The sequence below is a fragment of the Chryseolinea lacunae genome (assembly GCF_016735595.1).
Lineage (GTDB): Bacteria > Bacteroidota > Bacteroidia > Cytophagales > Cyclobacteriaceae > Chryseolinea > Chryseolinea lacunae.
The window spans coordinates 42064-61884 of the sequence record NZ_JAERRB010000006.1; the positions used below are offsets into that span (position 1 = coordinate 42064).

General features: G+C 52.8%; 14 protein-coding genes. 2 read left to right on the top strand and 12 right to left on the bottom strand.

The genetic code is table 11. The features are described 5' to 3' along the window. Nucleotides 1-26 precede the first annotated feature (26 nt). Complete coding sequence (locus JI741_RS17900; protein WP_236676149.1) at nucleotides 27-3068, bottom strand: SusC/RagA family TonB-linked outer membrane protein; 3042 nt, start codon at nucleotides 3066-3068, stop codon at nucleotides 27-29. A 233-nt stretch (nucleotides 3069-3301) separates the two neighbouring features. On the opposite strand from JI741_RS17900, the gene JI741_RS17905 reads away from it, so the two are divergent. Then, the gene (locus tag JI741_RS17905; RefSeq protein ID WP_202012140.1) at nucleotides 3302-4474 is read left to right on the top strand and encodes a LacI family DNA-binding transcriptional regulator; all 1173 of its coding nucleotides are present in this window, start codon (nucleotides 3302-3304) and stop codon (nucleotides 4472-4474) included. Between the two features lie 36 nt (nucleotides 4475-4510). Here the strand turns inward: JI741_RS17905 and JI741_RS17910 are convergent, their stop codons facing one another. The 9 genes from JI741_RS17910 to JI741_RS17950 form a co-directional block, all read right to left on the bottom strand. Continuing rightward, nucleotides 4511-5329, bottom strand: coding sequence for a sugar phosphate isomerase/epimerase family protein (locus tag JI741_RS17910; RefSeq protein WP_202012142.1), 819 nt, complete (start codon nucleotides 5327-5329; stop codon nucleotides 4511-4513). A 36-nt stretch (nucleotides 5330-5365) separates the two neighbouring features. Beyond that, nucleotides 5366-5788, bottom strand: a complete 423-nt coding sequence (locus JI741_RS17915) for a GNAT family N-acetyltransferase (protein ID WP_202012144.1) — start codon at nucleotides 5786-5788, stop codon at nucleotides 5366-5368. Between the two features lie 15 nt (nucleotides 5789-5803). Beyond that, complete coding sequence (locus JI741_RS17920) at nucleotides 5804-6418, bottom strand: outer membrane beta-barrel protein (RefSeq protein ID WP_202012146.1); 615 nt, start codon at nucleotides 6416-6418, stop codon at nucleotides 5804-5806. A 46-nt stretch (nucleotides 6419-6464) separates the two neighbouring features. Further along, the gene (locus JI741_RS17925; RefSeq protein WP_202012148.1) at nucleotides 6465-7049 is read right to left on the bottom strand and encodes an outer membrane beta-barrel protein; all 585 of its coding nucleotides are present in this window, start codon (nucleotides 7047-7049) and stop codon (nucleotides 6465-6467) included. A 238-nt stretch (nucleotides 7050-7287) separates the two neighbouring features. Next, entirely contained in the window at nucleotides 7288-13059 is a 5772-nt protein-coding gene (locus tag JI741_RS17930) for a tandem-95 repeat protein (protein ID WP_202012150.1), read from the bottom strand. A gap of 291 nt (nucleotides 13060-13350) precedes the next feature. Then, nucleotides 13351-14448 carry a winged helix DNA-binding domain-containing protein gene (locus tag JI741_RS17935; protein WP_202012153.1) on the bottom strand — a complete coding sequence of 366 codons (1098 nt, stop codon included), beginning with the start codon at nucleotides 14446-14448 and terminating at the stop codon, nucleotides 13351-13353. 140 nt (nucleotides 14449-14588) lie between these two features. Next, complete coding sequence (locus tag JI741_RS17940; RefSeq protein ID WP_202012155.1) at nucleotides 14589-15515, bottom strand: YybH family protein; 927 nt, start codon at nucleotides 15513-15515, stop codon at nucleotides 14589-14591. A 244-nt stretch (nucleotides 15516-15759) separates the two neighbouring features. Beyond that, a complete protein-coding gene (locus tag JI741_RS17945; protein WP_236676150.1) occupies nucleotides 15760-16230 on the bottom strand; it encodes a nuclear transport factor 2 family protein in 471 nt (156 codons plus the stop codon). 18 nt (nucleotides 16231-16248) lie between these two features. Next, the gene (locus JI741_RS17950) at nucleotides 16249-16626 is read right to left on the bottom strand and encodes a hypothetical protein (protein ID WP_202012157.1); all 378 of its coding nucleotides are present in this window, start codon (nucleotides 16624-16626) and stop codon (nucleotides 16249-16251) included. A 153-nt stretch (nucleotides 16627-16779) separates the two neighbouring features. Here JI741_RS17950 and JI741_RS17955 point away from each other — a divergent pair, with 153 nt between their 5' ends. After that, nucleotides 16780-17784, top strand: a complete 1005-nt coding sequence (locus JI741_RS17955) for an AraC family transcriptional regulator (protein WP_202012159.1) — start codon at nucleotides 16780-16782, stop codon at nucleotides 17782-17784. A 16-nt stretch (nucleotides 17785-17800) separates the two neighbouring features. Here the strand turns inward: JI741_RS17955 and JI741_RS17960 are convergent, their stop codons facing one another. Beyond that, entirely contained in the window at nucleotides 17801-18781 is a 981-nt protein-coding gene (locus JI741_RS17960; protein WP_202012161.1) for an NAD(P)H-quinone oxidoreductase, read from the bottom strand. Nucleotides 18782-18809: 28 nt separating this feature from the next. Then, nucleotides 18810-19757, bottom strand: coding sequence for an LIC11966 family surface protein (locus tag JI741_RS17965; protein ID WP_202012163.1), 948 nt, complete (start codon nucleotides 19755-19757; stop codon nucleotides 18810-18812). Between the last annotated feature and the right edge of the window lie 64 nt (nucleotides 19758-19821).

Below are 19821 nucleotides of genomic sequence, written 5' to 3' on the forward strand. Positions count from 1 at the left end.
GTTCGTGAGTTGGGAATAGCGGTCGTTTAGAAAGTTACCTGCACACCACCCAAAAATGATTTAGCCGGCGGGTACACCAGGTTGTCAACACCAATGGTTGTGTTGGAACCTGCGTAGGTGTTCACCTCCGGATCGTAGCCGGAATATTTGGTGATGGTGAACAGGTTGTTCGTGCTCACATACACACGGATGCTGCTCACACCTTTTATCGTCGGCAGACGGTAGCCCAGTGTGATGTTTTTGCAGCGCAGGTAAGATCCGTCTTCTACAAAACGATCGGATATCGGCAGACGGCCACCCTGTAACGGGCTTGCGTACTCGTTGTTTGGGTTGTCGGCCGTCCAATGATCTACCACACCTTCCAGCAGGTTGCGTTGTCCCAGCGGATTTTCGAACGAGGCACGGCTCACGTTGTAGATGCTGTTGCCGTACGTGCCCGAAAGAAATATGCTGAGGTCAAAATTCTTATACGACACATTCGTGGAAATGCCATAGATAAATTTCGGATTGGGATTGCCGGTGATCACCTGGTCTTCGGATGTGATCCGGCCATCGCCATTGTAGTCTTTCACTTTTGTTCCGCCGATGCGTCCATCCGAACCCGGAATGATGGTCTCGCCGGTTTGATAGATGCCGTCGAACAGATACGTTTTGAATACACCCACAGGTTCACCCACTTTTAATAGCGTATAGGTGGTGATAAACTTCTCCTGTGTCTTGCCGTCGATGTCGGTAACCTTGTTCCGGTTGGCGGTGAAGTTTGCCCCCACATTCCATTTGAAATCGCCCGACGAAATGATGCGCGCGTTCGCCGACAGCTCGATCCCTTTGTTCTCGATGCCCCCCAGGTTGGCAATCATGGTTTGATAGCCCGAAGAGAATGGCAGCGATTGATCGTATAACAAATCTTTGGTTGTCTTTTTATAGACATCAATGGTCAGGTCGAGGCGATCGCTGAACAAGCTCACATCCAGACCGATGTTTGCCTGCAACGATTTTTCCCAGCGCAAATCCGGGTTGGAGATACCCGCAGGGCTCAGGCCTTTGGTGTAGCCGTGGTTAAATTGATAGTCGCCACCCGTAGTTTGAAGCGACAATGATTTGTAGGGATCGATGGCGCCGGCATTTCCGGTGAGGCCATAGCTTCCGCGCAGTTTCAGATCGCTGATAAACGTTACGTTCTGCATGAAGCTCTCTTCAATGATACGCCATGCGGCCGATGCAGCCGGGAAGAAACCATAGCGATAGTTTGCGCCGAACTTGCTCGAACCATCGGCGCGGGCCGTGACGTCGAAGAAGTACTTATCCTTATAGCCATAGTTCACGCGACCCATATACGAGTCAAGGCGTTCTTTCGACTTGAAGCTGCTGGTCGACACGGTGTTGGCCAACTCCAGACGCTCGTTGGTAGTGGCGTCGTTCGGGAAACCATTTCCAAGAATCAGGTTGACGTCGTTTTGAGAAGTCTGCGTGGCAAAAACGCCGGTGAACTTCAATGTATGATCCTGCGCCAACACCGTGGTGTAGGTAAGAATGCTTTCGTGCAACAAGGTGAGACCGTTTCTATGTTCTTTGCGGCCCGATCCTGATGTAGCATTGAGATCCTTCGTTGCAATGATGGAACGTGGCGAGTAGTAGTTGTTGATGCTTCCCTGCACATCGGCGTTGAACGAGGCGCGATAGGTAAGTCCTTTCAACAATTGTGCTTCACCATACACATTCACCAGCACGCGCTTGAGGTCGGTGCGGTTCTTGATGGCGGCCAATCCCAATGGGTTGGTCACTTCGCGGTAGCGGCCGTCGCGCTGTTCGGCAAAGGGGAAAAGCGATCCGTCGTCGCGATAGGGTTTCAACGTAGGTGGTGCGCCAAGCGCGGCACCCACAATACTCCCTGTCACCACATCGGCGTCGCCAACGGTTTGTGAGCCGGTAGGGATGCCGTTGTTGATGTTGAAGCTTCCCATGAGGCTGGTTCCCATTTTCACGCGATCGTTGATTTTGTGATCGATGTTGAGACGCAGCGAGTAACGTTTAAAGTTTGAGTTGATGATGATACCGTCCTGGTTGAAGTAGTTCATCGACAGGGCGAGTTGAGTTTTTTCCGATCCGCCATTCACCGACAGCTGATGGTTTTGGATGGGCGCTGAACGGAAGATGAGGTCCTGCCAGTTCACACCTTGTCCTTCGGCGGCGGGGTCGGCATACACCTGGGTTTTGAAAACTTCGTTTTCCAGCTGTGCAAACTGCGACGCGTTCATCATGTCGAGCGTCTTGCGCACTTCCTGGACGCCATAGTAACCTTCGTACGACACCCGTGTCGATCCGCTTTTTCCGCGTTTCGTGGTGATGAGCACCACGCCGTTGGCACCGCGGGCACCGTAGATAGAGGTGGCCGAAGCATCTTTCAGCACTTCAATGGATTCAATGTCGTTGGGGTTGATGGTCGACAGCGGGCTCACATCGTTGATGTTTCCGCTGTTGGCAATCTGGATGCCATCCACGACGTATAGGGGTTCCGATGTGCCGTTGATGGAGTTTGTTCCGCGGATGCGCACACTCACGTTCCCGCCGGGAGCCGACGAGTTCTGGGTGATCTGCACACCAGCCACACGGGCCTGCAGGCCTTGCGCCACGTTCGACACCGGGGTTTGCACGAGGTCGGCCGATTTCACCGAAGCGATCGAGCCGGTGGTTTCTATTTTGCGTTGTGTGCCATAGCCCACCACTACCACTTCGCTAAGGGTTTCCACATCGGTGGCCAGGGTCACGTTCAGTGTGGTTTGGTTGCCCACCGTCACTTCCTGTGTGGTGTAGCCGATAAACGACAAGGTGAGCACATCTTCGGGTTTCACATTATCCAGCATAAACACGCCATCCCCATCCGTAGTGGTGCCTCGCGACGATCCTTTGATGAGCACGTTAACCCCGGGCAGCACCTCGCCCGCATCGGACTTCACGGTGCCTTTCAGGGCAGCGCCCTGTGCCCACACAGACGCCGGACTGCCGAGCCAATACAGCATGATTCCCAGCAGCAGGAAAACACGCGTTGCAGTAGAACATTTTCTCATAAGCATTTGAAATTATGGGTGGAAATGTAATGTGGGACTTTCTAAAAACGATTGAAATCGATTGAAATCGTGTTTCAGAATGTACCGGGAGCGCTTTCGCAACCGCTCTCGATAGGTGCGGTGCCGGTTTGTCATACCCGATTTCAATCGATAGCAGCTTTTTTTCGGCCGGCTTTTTTCACTACTTTTCACGTGGCGAAAGTCATGGAACGCGCCGTCAAAGGAGGGAGACTATGATCAAATGCGTTAAATGCGGGGAGGTGGATGCCATTGCCAAATCGGGCATCATCAGGGGTAAGCAACGGTTCTATTGCAAGCGGTGCGACTACTATTTCACGCAGCCTTCGCTCCTTTCGCCCGAAACACATCACCACCGCCGGCATCAAACCACCATCATGGACATTGCCAGCGCGTTGCAAATCTCAAAGTCAACAGTATCGCGCGCACTGCAGGGCCACTCCGACATCAATGCCAACACACGCAAGGCCGTGCTCGACATGGCCCACCAACTTGATTATCAACCCAACCTGCTCGCGCTGGGTCTGGCCAAGAGCCGGAGTTTCACGCTGGGCATCATCGTGCCGGAATTCATCAACAGCTTCTTTCCCTATATTATAATAGGTGCACAGCAGGTGGCCAACCCCGCCGGCTATCACGTCATCATCTGCCAGTCGAACGAGTCGCTCGACACCGAGATTGCCAACACCAACGTGCTCATGGCCAGCCGTGTGGATGGCGTGGTGGCGTCGGTAACGGCCGAGACAAAAAGTCTCGACCACTTTCACAAGTTTCAGCGCGCCGGCATCCCCCTTGTCATGTTCAATCGCATCTGCGATGGCCTTGATGTGTCGAAGGTTTTGGTTGACGATTATGATGGGGCGTATCGTGGTGTGGAACACCTGATTCAGCAAGGGTGCACACGCATTGCGCATTTGGCGGGTCCGCAAAATCTGCAAGTGGGCAAACAACGGCTTCAGGGCTACCTCGATGCGCTTCGCAAATATGGCTTGCCGGTGTATGACGAGCTGATTGTGTATTACAACCTCACCAAGACCAGCGCGCAGGCAGCAGCCCGGCAATTACTGGAACTCCCAACCCTGCCCGACAGCATTTTCGCTGTCAACGACCCGGCGGCCATCGAAACCATTCTCATCGCAAAAAGCAAAGGCATTAAAATTCCGTCCGAGCTGGCCATTGTGGGCTTCAGCAACGAACCCACGTCGGCGCTCATCGAACCCGGCCTCACCACGCTGGCCCAACCGCTCGACGAGATCGGCAAAACCGTTGTTCAACTTTTATTGCATGAAATTGAAAGTGAAGACGACGTGCTGGTGCCCCGAACAGAAATTTTAAAGACACAGCTTATTGTGCGCGGATCGTCGCTACGCAAACCCTTGGTGAGTTAAGCTATCCGATCCCCACGCCTCTCTCCTTCTCAATTTTTAGAATTCCTGATATCGTTTTTTCAAAAGTTCCATCATGAACACGTTGCTAGCCCATTGGTCGGCTAGCGGAGTAAGCGTGTAGGGATGCAGTGGCAAGTATGGAGGGGCGCCAAATTCAGGAGTGATCGTGACGGTATTCACACCCCGGCGTTTTTTATCTTCCACCACACGATCCCAACATGACAAATGAAAGTCAAGTGCTTCTTTCCATTCCGGTGCTTGCGGGTCGTTCACCTGTGGTCCTTGTGTGAAGCCCACGCGGGCATGGATGTGATCGGTGCGCCCGATGGCCAGGGCCAACGCTTCCGGCTGATCGTGCAGGAACGTTTCGGCCACGGTGCACCAATGCGAAACGTCGAGCGTGAGGCGAAGGGACGGGAGTGCTTCCAGGTATTGTTTTGTGATGTGTGATGCAAAACTGAATTTGCCGCGGTGTGTTTCGTGCACGATGGGTATTCCGGTCTGCTTTGCAAGGGTTGCGGCCAGCGATATCAGCGATTCGTTTTGTGCAAATGTGAAATGATCTTTCCCCGTTTGTGTGTTGATGAAAAGCGGTTGTGCATTGGCCAGTCGGCGCAGTCGCCTGGCAAACGCCTCGGCATGAACGTCCAGATCGCTGTCGGTCGTTTCCCAATGCTGACCGATGAAACGGAGCTGATGTTCGCGGAGACCGTCTGAAATTATCTTGCCCTCCGCTTCATCCTCCGGCAACGACATTTCTACACCATCATAGCCGGCGTGCTTCACTTTCGCAAAGAAATCGTTCCACGACAAATGTTCACTTCCCCAGCGGGGACAGAAGAAGAGGAGGTTCATAGGGGTGATGAGAGAAACAAAAGTAACGGAAGAATGTCAATCGACGAATTTCACTTTCACCATGCCCGCACCCAATCTTTCCGAAGGTCGTTCGGTAAATCCCAGCGCGCGATAAAACGGCTCCCTTCCTTTGCTGCTGCTCAGGGCGATCTGGGCATTTCGGCCCGCGTTTGCTTCGGTGTAGGTCAGGATGGCGTTCATGATCATTTTGCCTATGCCATGCCGTTGAAAGTCGGGAGCCACAATCACATCGTGAATGTGAAAGTAAAGCACGCCATCACCAATCACCCTACCCATGCCTGCAATGCGGCCGTCGGCAGCTTCCACCACCACGGCAAAAAGGGTGGCATTGAGGCTCGTCTGTGCTGCACGCTCTTCGAACGCAGGCCAGAGCACCAGGCTTCTCAACACCTGATATTCTGTGAGGGTTGGTGTTCGGTGATGGAGTGTAAAGTTCATAGTGAATGGGGGAGGTTACTTTCTGATGTAATACGCAACCCCAAGGGAAATGGATCCATACCTGGCCTGAAAACTATCACTGGACCTGCCTTCTCCCAAATGGTGAAAGTGCCCGTATCCAATATTTCCGATATTGGCCTCGAAGCCCCAACGCCTGGAGGGAAAGTAAAGAAAGGTCGGATTGATGTTCAGCGACAACAGGTAGTATTTGTTGACGTCGGCCTCACTGTCGTTGGCCTGGTACTCATCGCGTGTCCGTGAGTAGTTGACAATGCCCGTGAGCGCAAACATAAATTTCTCATTGATCGGAAAAAAGTATCTGCCCACTGTGCCGACAGCATAACTTCTGCTTTTTGCCGTGCTGTTGTTGAACGTAGATTCGTTTTCGCTTTTCGACAAACCCAAGCCAAGTTTGGCACCCAATGCAAATCGATCCGACAAAAAGAAGCCCGCCAGCGGCGAAATCCAGATGCTACGACTATCGGTGAACGTACGATAAGGAGCGATCTCCTTGGCAGCATTTTTATTGAACGACCCGTTGAGGGTGCCGCCGACGTACACATCGCCTTTGGTGAATTGTGCCTTTGCCACAACGGGCAACAGGAAAAGTATGAGTAATATGTATTTCATAAGGGTGCAGATTCTTTAGTAAATAAATGGTTTGAAGAAGGAGCGATTATTTCCTGAAGTAATAGGCAAACCCCAGGGTAACAGTGCCGGCGTCAAGCGAGGCGATGTGGTTGGAAGAACCGGAAAGAGCCTTGCTGAAGGTATAGCCCAAGCTTCCCACACTGCCTTCAATACCCCACTTTGGTGATGGAAAGTAAGCGAAGACAGGCTTCACATTGAGGCCCAGTGAATACACGTCGTCATGGCTTTCCACGCCATTGTTCTCATTCATCACATTCGATCTGCCATAGTTCAATTCGCCTTGAAGGGCAAAGAAAAATTTATCGGAGAGGGGATAATACTTACGACCGACCACGGCGACAAAAAAGCTTTTGGTACTTGTAACAAGGTGACTCGTGCTGCCGTCGTTTGCGGTGAGGTTTTGCTCTGAGCGCGTCGAACCGTATTCGACGCGGCCACCCAGGGAAATTTTGGAATTCAGAAAAAAGCCGAAGAAGGGCGACACGCTCAGGTTATTCGAGAAGTCGGACGAACCGGAAATGGTGCCGCCCAAAAAAGCATCGCCCTTGTTGAATTGCGCATGGGCAAACGCGGGGATCAGTACGACCACCAGGAGTAGTAACTTTTTCATATAGGAGTTGGTTGGTTAAAGCTAATCGTATCATGTACAAACGGAGGCTTTACGCACGTAAAGCCTTTCTTATGAAACAACTTTTGGACCAAAAGTAGCGCGTCACGATCGCTTTCAAAAAATTTATACCCTACCGATCCCGTTGGGGATATTAAAAAAAATGACGATCTCTTAGAAAAAGAAAAAGCACAACCGTGTAGAACGGTCATGCTTCCCGGGCTCCAGTAAAATAGCGTACCTATCGAACAATCATCACGTAACCGCTGATCGATTTTGTTTCTTCGCCAAGGCTTAGCGCATAGAAATACGTTCCCTGATCCAAAAGCTTTCCGGACTCCTGCCCTGCGTTAGAGCGTCCATCCCAGATCACCGACGTGTTGTTATAGTGACTTGCCTGATACACCAGCAGTCCCCAACGGTCAAACACTTTAATAGAATTGTTGGGGAAGCTTTCGATGCTCCGGATATACCAGGCATCGTTGTTGCCGTCGTTGTTGGGCGAAAATCCTTCCGACACCGTGAGGGGTTGATACACATACTCAATGGTCACGGTGGCCTCGTCGGTCAGACCTGCCGGATCGGAAATGGTGTAGGTGAATGTCACCACGCCCGACTCCGTACCCGAGGGTTGATATACCACCTTGCCGTCCACAATACTCACCGAGCCTACCTGAGGCTGCGTCACCGACACCAGGGTGAGTTCACTCTGGGTGTTGTCCACGTCGCTGTCGTTGGCCAGCACGTCAATGGCAAGCGGGATCAAAAATTTGTGCACGATCGGGCCATCGTCTACCGCGTTGGGCTTGCGGTTGGGGGGCGTCACCAAAACATTCACCGCCGCCACGTTTGATGCGGCACCCGATGCATCGCTGATGGTGTAGCTAAATGCATCGCCACCCAGATAGGCATTGGACGGTGTGTAGGTTATTTTTCCAGAAACATTGTCGATCGAAACCGTGCCGTGCGCGGGCGCATCCACCAGTGTAACCGTCGATGCATCCAGGGCATTGTCAACATCGCTGTCGTTCGCGAGTATGGTAATGATTACCGCCGTTTCTTCCAGGGTGCCGACATTGTCGTTCACTGCCACAGGCGCATCGTTCACCGGGTGCACATCCAGCGAAATCGTCACCACATTAGAAACACCGCCGTCAACATCTTTCACTGTGTAGGTGAAGGAATCAGCGCCGAAGTAATCCTTTGCCGGCGTATACAAGATTGCACCGGTTGTCGCATCAAGTGTCGTCGTGCCATGAGCGGCCGCGCTCACCACGTGCACCGACGCTGGGGCCAGCGAGTTGTCAACATCCGTGTCGTTTGCCAGCACATCGATCGTTGTGGGCGTGTCTTCATCGAGCACAGCGTTGTCATTAAAGGCCACGGGCACATCGTTCACCGGCGTCACCGTGATGTTCGTGGTGGCGGTGTTCGAAGTAGCACCCGTTGCATCGTTCACGGTATAGGTAAACGAGTCGGTGCCGTAATAATTCAGATCCGGCATATAGGTCACTACACCCGTTGTTGCATTCAGCACGGCAGTTCCGTGTGCGGGCAAAGTAGCCAGCGTCACCGAAGTTGCATCAATGGCATTGTCAACATCCACGTCGTTCGCCAACACAGAAATGACTACCTGGGAATCTTCCTGAACGGTTGGCGCATCGTTGGCTGCGGCAGGGGCATCGTTCACCGGGTTGATGGTCAGACTCACCGTAACAATATTCGAGTTGTTCACGCCGTCGTTGATTTTGTATGTGAAGCTGTCGGTGCCATTATAGTCTGCGGCAGGCACATAGCTGAAACTTCCGTTTGCGTTAAACGTCAGCGTGCCGTGCGTGGCAGTGCTCACCAGCAGTGCGGTCAGAACGTCGCCATCGGCATCCACGTCGTTTGTCAACACGCCCGCTGCGGCAACGTTCAACGTCACATCTTCATTCAGCGGATACGCATCGGCCGTTGCCACCGGATTGTCGCTCACGGGAGCAATGGTGATGTTCACAGTGCCCGTTGTGCAGCCCGAGGTAGAAAAGTCGTCGCAGATCTGGTAGGTGAAAGAATCGGTTCCATTGTAGTCGTGCGCCGGGGTGTAGGTGTACGTTCCGTCGGCATTGATCACTACGGAGCCGTGGGTTGTTGTTTTTGTTTCGGCCGTCGCCGTCAACACACCGCTTTCAGGATCGATGTCGTTTGTCAGAAACGAAGCGGTCACCGACTGGTCTTCGTCTACCGCGACCACATCGTTTGTTGTGACCGGGTTCAGGTTGGTCGTATTCATGGTGATGCCGCAAACGCCCTGGTAGTTGTTCTTCCCTCCGGTGCTGGACGAGAATCCCCAATACACATGCGTGGCATCGCCACCAAAAACACTGGCCACAATGTCGTTGCTATAGCTGATGCGCTCCACGCCGTCGAAGTATACCTTGAATGTATTCGAAGGTTTATCCCACGACATTTTTACAGTATGCTCCACACCGTCTTCAATATCGAGTGGTGTGTTGGTGCCGTCAACAAGGGCGGGCACGGGGCTGGCCAGAATGCTATACACGTCGCCGTCTTTGCTGATGGCAATGTGATCGTATGCCGGTTCGCCGGCGTTCTGATACGTGTCCACTTCAATGCCGATGCCGGGTGAAATGCCACCCACCCCTAAATATTCTCCAACCGAACCCCGCGCATCAATGGGCGAACCGGCCACGTTCAGTGGCGGCGGGGTGTCGTCGCGTTGCAACATCCAGATGATGCCGTCGGCACCGGCGTCGTTCACGGTGCCCGGTGCGCTGAAGATGGCATTGAAATTCAATTCAAACGAATAGCGCAAATCCAGCGGCTTCCGGTTCCATACGGCACCTTGCTGATTGTTCAACGCTTTGGTAAGAATAAAACAGTCGGGTGCCGTTTCGATGGAGTTGTTTCCCACAATGTTGTAGCTCGCGTTGGGAGGATTCACGGTGATCGACACCACGGCCTGTCCGCAGCGCGAGGCCGGCACGCCGTTGTCGGTGCCGTTGTCACATACCTGATACGTAAACGTGTCGGTGCCGGTGAAGCTACCATCGGGTGTGTAGGTAAACGTTCCCACGGCGTTGATCACCACCGAACCGTGTGCCGGTGGCACCAATGGTGCAGGCGACAGGCTGAGTGTGTTGTTCTCTGTGTCGGTGTCGTTGGTGCGCGCGTTGGCCGTCAATGCCGAGTTGGAACTTGTGCTATAAAAATCGTCCACGCCCACGGGTGCGTCGTTCACAGCTGTGATCGTGATGGTGAAGGTTTGTGACGCACTGATGTTCACGTTGGGCGCCGTGTTCGAGCCGTTGTCTTTCAGCGTCACGGTAACGGTCGTTGAACCATTCGCGTTGTTGGCCGGCTTGAATGTTAACGTTCCGGTTGTGCCGCTGATGGCGGGTTGCGTGGCAAACAATGCTGTGTTGGCGGCCGTGGCTGTGAACGTGAGGGTTTGCGTGGTGAACGGATCACCATCGTTGAGGTTGGTGGCCCAACCGGTCACGGTTTGTGTTCCAAAATCTTCTGTCACCGTTTGGTCTGCACCGATCGTGAAGGAAGGCGCATCGTTGATCAGCGAAACGGTGATGGTGACTGTGGCCGCCAGTGATGTTGTCCCGGCTACGTCTTTCACCGTATACTTAATGGTATTGGTGCCGCTGAATTCTGCGTTGGGCACATAGGTGATCTTTCCGTTCACCGGATCGATCGATGCTGTTCCGTTCACCGGCGACACGGTGATGGCCAGGGTGGTCGGGTCAATAGTGTCGTCCACATCCGAGTCGTTCGCCAGCACGTCGATGGTGATGGTGGTTTCTTCCGGCGTGGTCACGTTGTCGGCCACCACGGTGGGTGCGTCGTTCACGGGTGTCACCGTGATGTTCCGCGTGGTGGTGTTGCTGCTCAGGCTGCCGTCTGTCACGGTGAAGCTCACGGTCCGTGTTGCCGGCGATGGCGTGGCCAGGTTGCTGTTTTTGTATCGTACGGCACGCAATGCGTTTTGATAATTTACAACCGATGCACTACCCGTCAATGTCATGGTGCCGGTCGTGGCGTTGAACGAGCCGGTGATGCCCGAGGCGTTTGTAAAAGACAACACATCTTCTGTGCTCACATAGTTGCCGGTGATCTGGATGGTGGCTCCGGCCAGGTTGGTGTTGTCGCCATCGCTTGCCGTTTGGGTCGTAGTCATGGCGGTGGCAGCTTGGTCTTCGGTGTAGGCCATGTCGGCCGATTCAATTGCGGCCAACACGGGCGCGTCGTTTACCACGGCAATGGTAATGTTCCGGATCATGGTGTTGCTGTTGCCACTGCCATCGTTCACTCTAAAGGCCACCGCGCGTGTGGTGGTGGACGGTGCCAGATGGTTTGTGTTTTCATACGTCACCGAACGCAGCGCAGCTTCATAGTCCGACAAAGAGGCGACACCGGTAAGTGTCAAAATTCCCGTGGTGCTGTTGAACGAACCGGTGATGCCAAACGCGTTTGCAAATGCCAACACATCCTGCGATGCGTTGTAAGCGGGCGCATTGATTTGCACCGTGGCACTGGCCAGCGTGGTGTTGTCAACATCGGCGATGGCAAGGGTTGAGGTGATGGTGGTGGCTCCCTGATCTTCGGTATAAGAAAGGGCCGCCGGTTCAACCGCCGACAGCACCGACACGTCGTTCACCGGAGTGACGGTTATGTTTCGTGTCACGGTGTTGCTGGCGTCGGTGCCGTCTGTCACGGTAATGCTAAGCGTGCGTGTGGACGATGAAGGGTTGTCGGTGTTGGTGTTTTTGTAGAGCACATTGCGCAGGGCCGTTTGATAGTTGCCCACGGTCGCGGTGCCGGTCAATGCAATGGTTCCCGTGGCCGCGTCGAAAGTGCCGGTGATGCCGTTGGCCGTGGTGAACGACAACACATCTTCCGTGGCCACGAAGTTGCCGGTGATCTGAATGGTTGCCCCGGTGAGGTTTGCGTTGTCGACATCAACCGCTGTGATGGCGCCGCTTATATTTTTTGCTGCGCCGCCTTCGCTAAACGTCAGGGCAGCGGCTTCAATAGCGGCCAGCACCGGTGCGTCGTTCACGGCCGTGAAGGTGATGTTGCGCGACAGGGTGGTGCTGTTTGTAGCGCCATCGTTCACTCTAAAGGTGATGGTGCGGGTGGTCGTGGAGGGATTGTTGTTATTGTTGTTTTGAAACGTGACGGACTGCAATGCGGCCTGATAGTTGGCCAGTGACGAAGCACCGCTCAGCGTGAGCGTGCTCCCGCTAAACGAACCCGTGATGCCAAACGCGTTGGTGAACGCCAGCACATCTTTGCCGGATTCAAAACCGGCAGAAATCACTACGGTGGCACTCGCGATGTTTACGTTGTCGACATCCGAAACGGCAATCGACGATGTGATTTGTGTGGCCGCTTGCCCTTCGCTGTAGGCAAGGTTTGTCATCTCGATGCCGGAGAGCACGGGTGCATCGTTCACACCACTCACGTTGATGTTGCGCGACACGGTGTTGCTGTTCACCGTTCCGTCGTTCACGGTGAAGCTCAAGGTTCTTGCGGTAGTGGATGGCGCGTCTGTATTTGTGTTTTGATATTTCACGGCGCGCAACGCCGTTTGGTAATTTGCTTTGGTGGCCGAACCGGTGAGGGTGAGGGTTCCGGTAGAGACATCCCAGGTGCCGGTGATGCCCGAGGCGTTCGTAAAAGACAACACGTCTTCGGTGCTCACATAGTTGCCGGTGATCTGCACCGTGGCGCTCACCATGTTCGCATTGTCTGCATCGGCCACGGTGATGTTGGCCGTGATTGATGTGGCGGCGGCGCCTTCGGCATAGGCCAACGCCCCCGGTTCGATGCCAGCCAAAACCGGCGCCACATTGGCCGGAACAAACGCTACCGTCTTTTTCGCGCCAGCTAGCGGCGCGGCCGAAACGGCTGCTGCCGTAATCAACAGTAATGTGATGACGATGCCGGCAAGCAGCTTGTAGCCAATTTTTGTCTTTGCCAGAATGGTAGTACTCATAGTTAGGGGTCGTGTTGACCTCTAGTATCCAAGGCGTGTACCAAAGCCGTTATCCGGATGAAAAACAGCATCTAAGCTCTGAAAACGAAAGTCCTGCTTAAGATACACCACTCTTCATTTTCCTTTTTTGGGATTAAACCCGACGGTCTTCCATTTTTGGGGAGCCTTTTTTGGTGGAACGGATGGGTTGGGAGGGGCTATAAATGCCGGATTGGGGTCGTGATAGAACACGGTAGTCTATAGTATATGCTAGTATGTGCTCTGAGTTTTAATGTGTCGGATGAGGGCTGTCTACTTTGCCCGGACTTTCTTCCTCGGCGCTTCCGCTTTATCGTTGGGCATGGCAAACGCCAGGTATTCTTTCACGGCCTTGGCCACAGCCTGTGTCTGTTGTTTTGAGAACGTATAGAATGGCATGACTTCTATTCCGCCCGGCGATTTTTGTTTTCGCTGCCACGTTCCACTGATCACCCCGTTCACCACCAGCATGTGATTGGAGCCCGGAGTGTCAACCGCCGGTTTGTGTTGACGTTTCGGATCGACCAAAGCCTCCCTGTTTTTATAGCTCATCCCATATTCATCGTAGTCAGGCATGAGAAACGTTGTTTGGCTTGTCGCGCTGATTTTGGATGAACCGGGTTTCTCGATATACTCTACTCCATTCACGTTTTCATTTTCGAATGTTGCCGGGAGCAGGTTGGCGGCAGCCTGCGCATCTTTGAGCGTTAAGCCCGACCAGTATGACAGATCGTGAACCGTTGCCGGACTTCGCGATGTGAAATAACGGTTGGCCAACCGGGCCAGCGCTTCCTCGCGCGCGATTGTTTTAGTTTCGGGCACACGTTCATCGAGCCATGCATACGTGAACTGCTTGCCCTGGCGCGGGCCGCTGCAAATCAATCCCTCCAATTCAGCATGCATGAACAAGTACGCCAGGCGAAGACCGTCGGCATGGATTTTTTTCTCCGCCAGTTTCTCGTTCAGAATGTCGCGTGTTAAAAAATGTTTTCCCGCCAATGCTTTCTCGAAAACGGCTCGGCTTCGTTTCAACGTGCCGGCATCCAATTCAAATTTCCGATACCAATATGCATTCACAGCGTGCACGCGTGGCGCGGTGAGCATGAGCAGCCAACGAATATCGTCGGGCGACACAAAGTGCCAGGTAGGTCGTAGCAAATGGGTACGCAAAATATCGCCGCGGTTGAATGCGTTTTCAATCACCACATCATCAACGCCACGTGCGCGTAAAGCAATAGCCCACTTGGCCATGGCAAACTCCTGCGCCTGCATGGCCCCGAGCCATTGCACCACCTCTTGTGGTTTCTCAAATTCTGATCCAGCGATGCCGTGATTGATCAGCCGATGCTTTGCTAGGTCTGCGATGGTCATGGTGTGTTTGAATATATCCTTCGCTTATCGGACACTATTCAAATATCGCACTTCTCATCCTGTTTTAAATAACAAGGCACGTCATTCTAAAAATTGAAAAGAACCAAATCTCAAATTCACGCAAGCCGTGGGACAAGGTCTCAATCATACATCGCGATGTGCCACATGATTTTCAATGAACCATCCTTTTCCCGTCTCCAAATTCTTAAATCTTTACCCAACCCCACACCCGACCAGTCGCCACTTCTCACCGCCGCAAAATGACTGGCATACTCAATGACATACATTCCAAGATGATCGATGTGGTCGTTACGGATATCCAGCTTTTCAAAAACCGGAAGTCCCTTGCAATGCTCCACCAAAAAATCTTCCAACGCTTTTTTGCCCTTGCGCAAAGGCTGTCCGGAATACAGAAACATGCCATCGTCGGCATAGAACTGTGCCCAGATGGCCGCGTCGTGTTGGCTCACGGTGGCTTCCATCAAGCGATTCAGCGCCGCCAGTTCAAAGCTGATATTGTTGTTTATGTTCACATGCGACATGACCGCCACATCCTCATTGGGCACGTCAGCGAACTTCAATTGATTGGCATCGTCGGTTGGGTGATCATAGTTCCAGGCTTCTGTGATGAGACGCAGCGTTTTGTTTTCTTGCTTCTTCCAGAGATTTAAATACTTGCCCTTCCAATCAAAGTCTTTGCCAGTGCTTTTCAATTTCATTTTCTGCGTAAACGTTCCAACCTCGGCAACGAGCGTACCCAGGTCAATCACGTCCATTTCCATCATGTTGTATTCCCGAACATCGAAACGCGAAGCAAAAGCTTTCCGGTATGCCAACACATTCGCTTTGCCTACAATGGTTTTCTGAAACGCGGGCATCAGCCGGAGATTGTCGTCATAGTAGGCGACTATCGCCTCTGGCTTTTTTCCAACCATGCTTTTGGCTACATCAGATCTGAATTGTTTCAAATACGCCTGTGCCTGCTCATCGGGTTTTGTCTGAGACCAGGCGTTTCGAATCATCACGGCGAGGCAAGCGAGAAGGAGAATGAATTTGATTTTTGGCATAGCTTGATTTTATTATTCCTTTAAAAACAATACGCATTGTCGAATTTGTCTGGAATCAATTTCACAAGAAGTGTGGGGACATACAATGTGAAAGTCGGTGTTATTGATAACCCGCCGCTGCAGGTTGACTACGGGCCGGATTTTATTGACGACAGAACTCCCTTCGTCCGCTAGCGGATAGGCGCGTCCGATTCCAGGCCATTATTCACAGGAAGCTATCGATCGATCATTGTCATGGCGGTGGTCACTTCCCCCAGAACCTATCCTCCTGAAGAATATTCTCCGAATAAATCTTCACGTGCGTGATCTTTCCATTCTCCACCGTGTAGATATCAATGTTGCTCACGTCAAGTACGTTGCCGGTGGGTTGTGCAGCGGTCCAGCGAAGTTGCACGGCCACGGTGTTGCCGGTCACGCCGTAATGGCGGATGGCGGCGAGCTTCACGGTTTTTTCCGACCATTCGCCCATGATGCGTCCCATCTCGAACACTTCGGCCATCGACCTCTTGGTTCCGGATAGCCGGTTGTTGCCGGGCTGCTCCCACTGCACGTTCGGATGGAGCAGCGTTTTCAGTTTTTCGTGGTCGCCTTGTTGCACGGCGAAAAGAAATTCGCGCACAATTTGTTCGGGTGTAGTGGTGACCGGTTCTGTCTTTTGTGCCGTGGCCATGGTCGCTATCCCGACGAAGAAGAGAATAAGCATGTTGGTTTTCATGTTGCTGTGGTTTAGAAATTACGCTTCGATTTGTTTCACGCCTCTGAATTGCAAATAGGCCATGGCGGCCACCCACAAGGCGACACCCGCCACAAACAGGTTTCCCAAAACTGAAAATGCGACGGGCCGAATGCCGAGCAGCAGCGCGCTGGCAATCACCCAAAGCGTGTCAGCGGCTACGATGCCATAGATACGGGACACGTTCACCGTTTTGCGTCGTGACTCATACAGCACAAAGGCGGCGAACACCAACAGGAAAATACCAACCTCTGCAAAAGGCATCACCGCGTCAACGGCAAAAAGGTTGGCAATGAAACCCGGAAACACCACCAGCAGAAAACCTGTGGCACCTGAACTGATGGCGTTGATGAGCAGAACATTTCTGAGCGTTATCATATTTGTTTCGTTTTGGTTTGTGAAATTTTATATGACAAAAGTATGGTGCGCTCCACACGCAGGATTTACCTTTAGGCGTCATTCGATTATCATTTCACGACATCGGCTTTTTGGCGCCATGGCGATCTCATTTCACGACTTTACTTTTACGGCATGGAAGAACATCAACGACAATTTATGCTGAGCCTGCTGGCCTATGCAGTGCAGAAAGGAATCTCACCCCAACAGTTGTGTAAACTATCGCATGTGGATCTGGAGGCTGTGAAGAAAGGAACGGCGACGGACCTCACCCCGAAACAGGTACACGACCTCTGGCACAACGCGAGCCATCTTTGCGAGGACCCGTTGTTCGGGCTTCACTTTGGCGAGTCGTTGCAGTTGGCGGCGCTAGGGGTGGTGGGTCAGATCATACAAGCCAGCAACACGGTGGGCGACGCACTCACCATCGCCAATTCGCTGAGCCATCTCATCACCGATTTTTTTTCGATGGACGTGAAGCACAACAAAAAAACATTCAGTATCCTGCTGGTGCCGCGCACAAATGCCCAACAGGAATCGCCGTTTCTTTTCGCACAGCTACGCGACCTGTTGCTCGTGTTCATCATTCACGAGCTCGACGGTTTGCTGCTGGTGAAGATCAAACCCGAAGCCGTGAAGTTCCCCTACGACAGCACCACCAACCTTGCAGAATACGAACGCGTGCTGCGTTGCAAGCCCTCCCGCAAAGGCAATGAGTATTCGCTCGAATTCGATAGCCGCTATTGGAACGAACCGATCCTGACGGCAAGCTATGAACTCCAAAAATTGCTGCTTCAAAAAGTGAACGCGGGCACACCGGCATTGAAGTCTGCACCAACCCTGCAAAAACGCATTCACGAATATCTGCTGGCCCATGCCTATCTGGGCATCCTGTCGCTTGAAGACGTGGCCGCCAATTTCAACGTGAGTCCACGGAGCCTGCAACGAAAATTGAAAGAAGAAGGTGTTACGTTCCTGGAGCTCTCGGATGCCGTGCGCAAAATGTTGGCACTGGAGTATGTGAAGAAAGGAAGTTATCAGGTAAAAGAAATTTCGCACATGTTGGGCTACAATGAACTCAGTGCATTTTCAAGAGCATTCAAACGCTGGACGGGAAAGACGCCTGTGCAATATCCGTAGTGCATGATGTGGCGGTTTATTCCACCGTTAAAACAATCTTGCCGATATGCTCGCTGGTCTCCATTAGCCGGTGGGCGTCGGCAGCATTTTGCAACGGAAATGTTTTATAGACAATGGGTTTAACACGACCACTTTCCAGCCATGGCCACACGTGTTTTTCCAGGCTCTGGGCGACGGCGGTCTTGAATGCTGTGTCGCGCGCGCGTAATGTGGAGCCCGTCACGGTAAGTCGCTTCCGCATGATCTGCGACAGCTTCACGTTGGTTTCGTCGCCTCCCATCGTGTTGATGAGGACGAGCCTTCCTTCGTCGGCCAGGATGTCGAGGTTGATGGCCGTGTAGTCACCGCCAATCATGTCGAGGATGACGTCAACACCTTTTTTGTTTGTGATGGACTTCACCACGTCGCCAAATTTTTCAGTCTTGTAGTTTATGGCATGGTTCGCCCCAAGGGCTATGCAGGCTGCGCATTTGTCTGCGCTTCCGGCGGTAATGTACACCGTCGCCCCCCATGCTTTGGCCAGTTGAATGGCCGTTACCCCAATACCGCTGGAGCCGCCGTGCACCAACAGGGTTTCGCCGGGCTTCAGGCGGCCGCGTTCGAACACGTTGCTCCACACCGTAAAAAACGTTTCGGGGAGAGACGCCGCTTCGGCCATCGACAATGGTGTGGGTACGGGCAAGCATTGTCCTTCCGGCACAACACAATATTCGGCATAACCACCACCGGCCACCAGTGCGCAAACTTTGTCGCCCACTTTCCAACGCACCACCTTCGCTCCCACCGCCACAACAGTGCCGGCAATTTCAAGTCCCGGAATTTCCGACGCACCCGGCGGCGGCGGATAATTTCCTTTGCGTTGATAAACATCGGGGCGGTTCACGCCAGCCGAGGCCACTTTCACCAACACCTCATGATCAGCGGGCGAGGGCATGGGCCAGGGCTTCAGTGTGAGCACGTCGGGGTCGCCTGGCTTTGCTATGGTTATCGCGTTCATCGTGTGTTTGTGAGTGATTTATTTTTTTCTACTTGTGCGGAACGTGAAGGTCCATGAACCGCTTGCGCGACGTTTCCCAATTGTTAAGCACCTTGTTGCGACCGGTATTCAATTCGTTGTTCACTTTATTATAGTCCTGCACCGACTTGTTGAAGGTCGCGATGCTTTTGTTGTAGGTATCCACTTCGGCGGCTGTGCGGCTGTTGGCCGGTTTGGCGTCAAAAGCTTTTTTCATTTTCTCGAATTCGTCGTTCTTCAGAGTAAAATCTGAAAGTGCACTGATCTTTGTCGCTTCGTTTTTCTGAAACTCCAACACCTTGCGACAGGCGGTGATCACGGAGCCATCGCCTTTGAAAGGTTTCAACGTGTCGAGCTTCGCGAGGCCTTCTTCGGCATAGGATTTCATGGCATTCTTGTTTTGCTCCATGCCGTTGATGTCTTTTTTGTTCAAGGCTTCGATCATGTTGCTTTCCTGCACGGTGCTCTTGAAATATATGAGAAACAACTGATGCAGATAGGTGTTCACTTTTCCGGTTTGGTTGAGTTTGCGCGTGAGTTTGGTACTCTGTCCTTCCGAGAGCTGCACGTTGTGTTTGGCTGCAAAAGCCTGATAAGCGGCGGGCACTTTCAGATAGGCCTCGTTCAATTTTTCGTCGGCCTTCTCCTGCATGAGGAGGTAGGCCTCCATGGCGTCGTATGACCGCTCGGCCACTTCTTCCATGTCGATGATCTTGTGATAGTCTTCGTTCAACACCGACAGTAAGACATTCCAGTAGCCAACATAGGCGTTGCGCAGGCTGACATCGCCTTCGAAAGGTTTCACTTTGCCGCCTTCGCGAATGGCGGTGCGCACCGCCGCAAGCAAGTCCTGACGACGCTTCTCCATTTTGCGTGCGCTGCCGCCATGGGCCACTTCGCTCATGTAGCTCAGGTACTTCAACGACAACGTTTCTTCCTGTTCCGAAAGAAGGTTCATGTGCTCCACTGGCGATCCGGCCGCAACACGGGCGGCGGTAACTGCCGGTGAATAGAGGCATGAC

Excerpts from the sequence above, each read along its gene's own strand:
- JI741_RS17940 (WP_202012155.1), bottom strand. The coding sequence starts at position 15,515 with ATGCCAAAAATCAAATTCATTCTCCTTCTCGCTTGCCTCGCCGTGATG.
- JI741_RS17910 (WP_202012142.1), bottom strand. The coding sequence starts at position 5,329 with ATGAACCTCCTCTTCTTCTGTCCCCGCTGGGGAAGTGAACATTTGTCG.
- JI741_RS17960 (WP_202012161.1), bottom strand. The coding sequence starts at position 18,781 with ATGAACGCGATAACCATAGCAAAGCCAGGCGACCCCGACGTGCTCACA.
- JI741_RS17930 (WP_202012150.1), bottom strand. The coding sequence starts at position 13,059 with ATGAGTACTACCATTCTGGCAAAGACAAAAATTGGCTACAAGCTGCTT.
- JI741_RS17900 (WP_236676149.1), bottom strand. The coding sequence starts at position 3,068 with ATGAGAAAATGTTCTACTGCAACGCGTGTTTTCCTGCTGCTGGGAATC.
- JI741_RS17920 (WP_202012146.1), bottom strand. The coding sequence starts at position 6,418 with ATGAAATACATATTACTCATACTTTTCCTGTTGCCCGTTGTGGCAAAG.
- JI741_RS17965 (WP_202012163.1), bottom strand. The coding sequence starts at position 19,757 with ATGAACCTTCTTTCGGAACAGGAAGAAACGTTGTCGTTGAAGTACCTG.
- JI741_RS17925 (WP_202012148.1), bottom strand. The coding sequence starts at position 7,049 with ATGAAAAAGTTACTACTCCTGGTGGTCGTACTGATCCCCGCGTTTGCC.
- JI741_RS17945 (WP_236676150.1), bottom strand. The coding sequence starts at position 16,230 with ATGAAAACCAACATGCTTATTCTCTTCTTCGTCGGGATAGCGACCATG.
- JI741_RS17915 (WP_202012144.1), bottom strand. The coding sequence starts at position 5,788 with ATGAACTTTACACTCCATCACCGAACACCAACCCTCACAGAATATCAG.
- JI741_RS17905 (WP_202012140.1), top strand. The coding sequence starts at position 3,302 with ATGATCAAATGCGTTAAATGCGGGGAGGTGGATGCCATTGCCAAATCG.
- JI741_RS17950 (WP_202012157.1), bottom strand. The coding sequence starts at position 16,626 with ATGATAACGCTCAGAAATGTTCTGCTCATCAACGCCATCAGTTCAGGT.
- JI741_RS17935 (WP_202012153.1), bottom strand. The coding sequence starts at position 14,448 with ATGACCATCGCAGACCTAGCAAAGCATCGGCTGATCAATCACGGCATC.
- JI741_RS17955 (WP_202012159.1), top strand. The coding sequence starts at position 16,780 with ATGGAAGAACATCAACGACAATTTATGCTGAGCCTGCTGGCCTATGCA.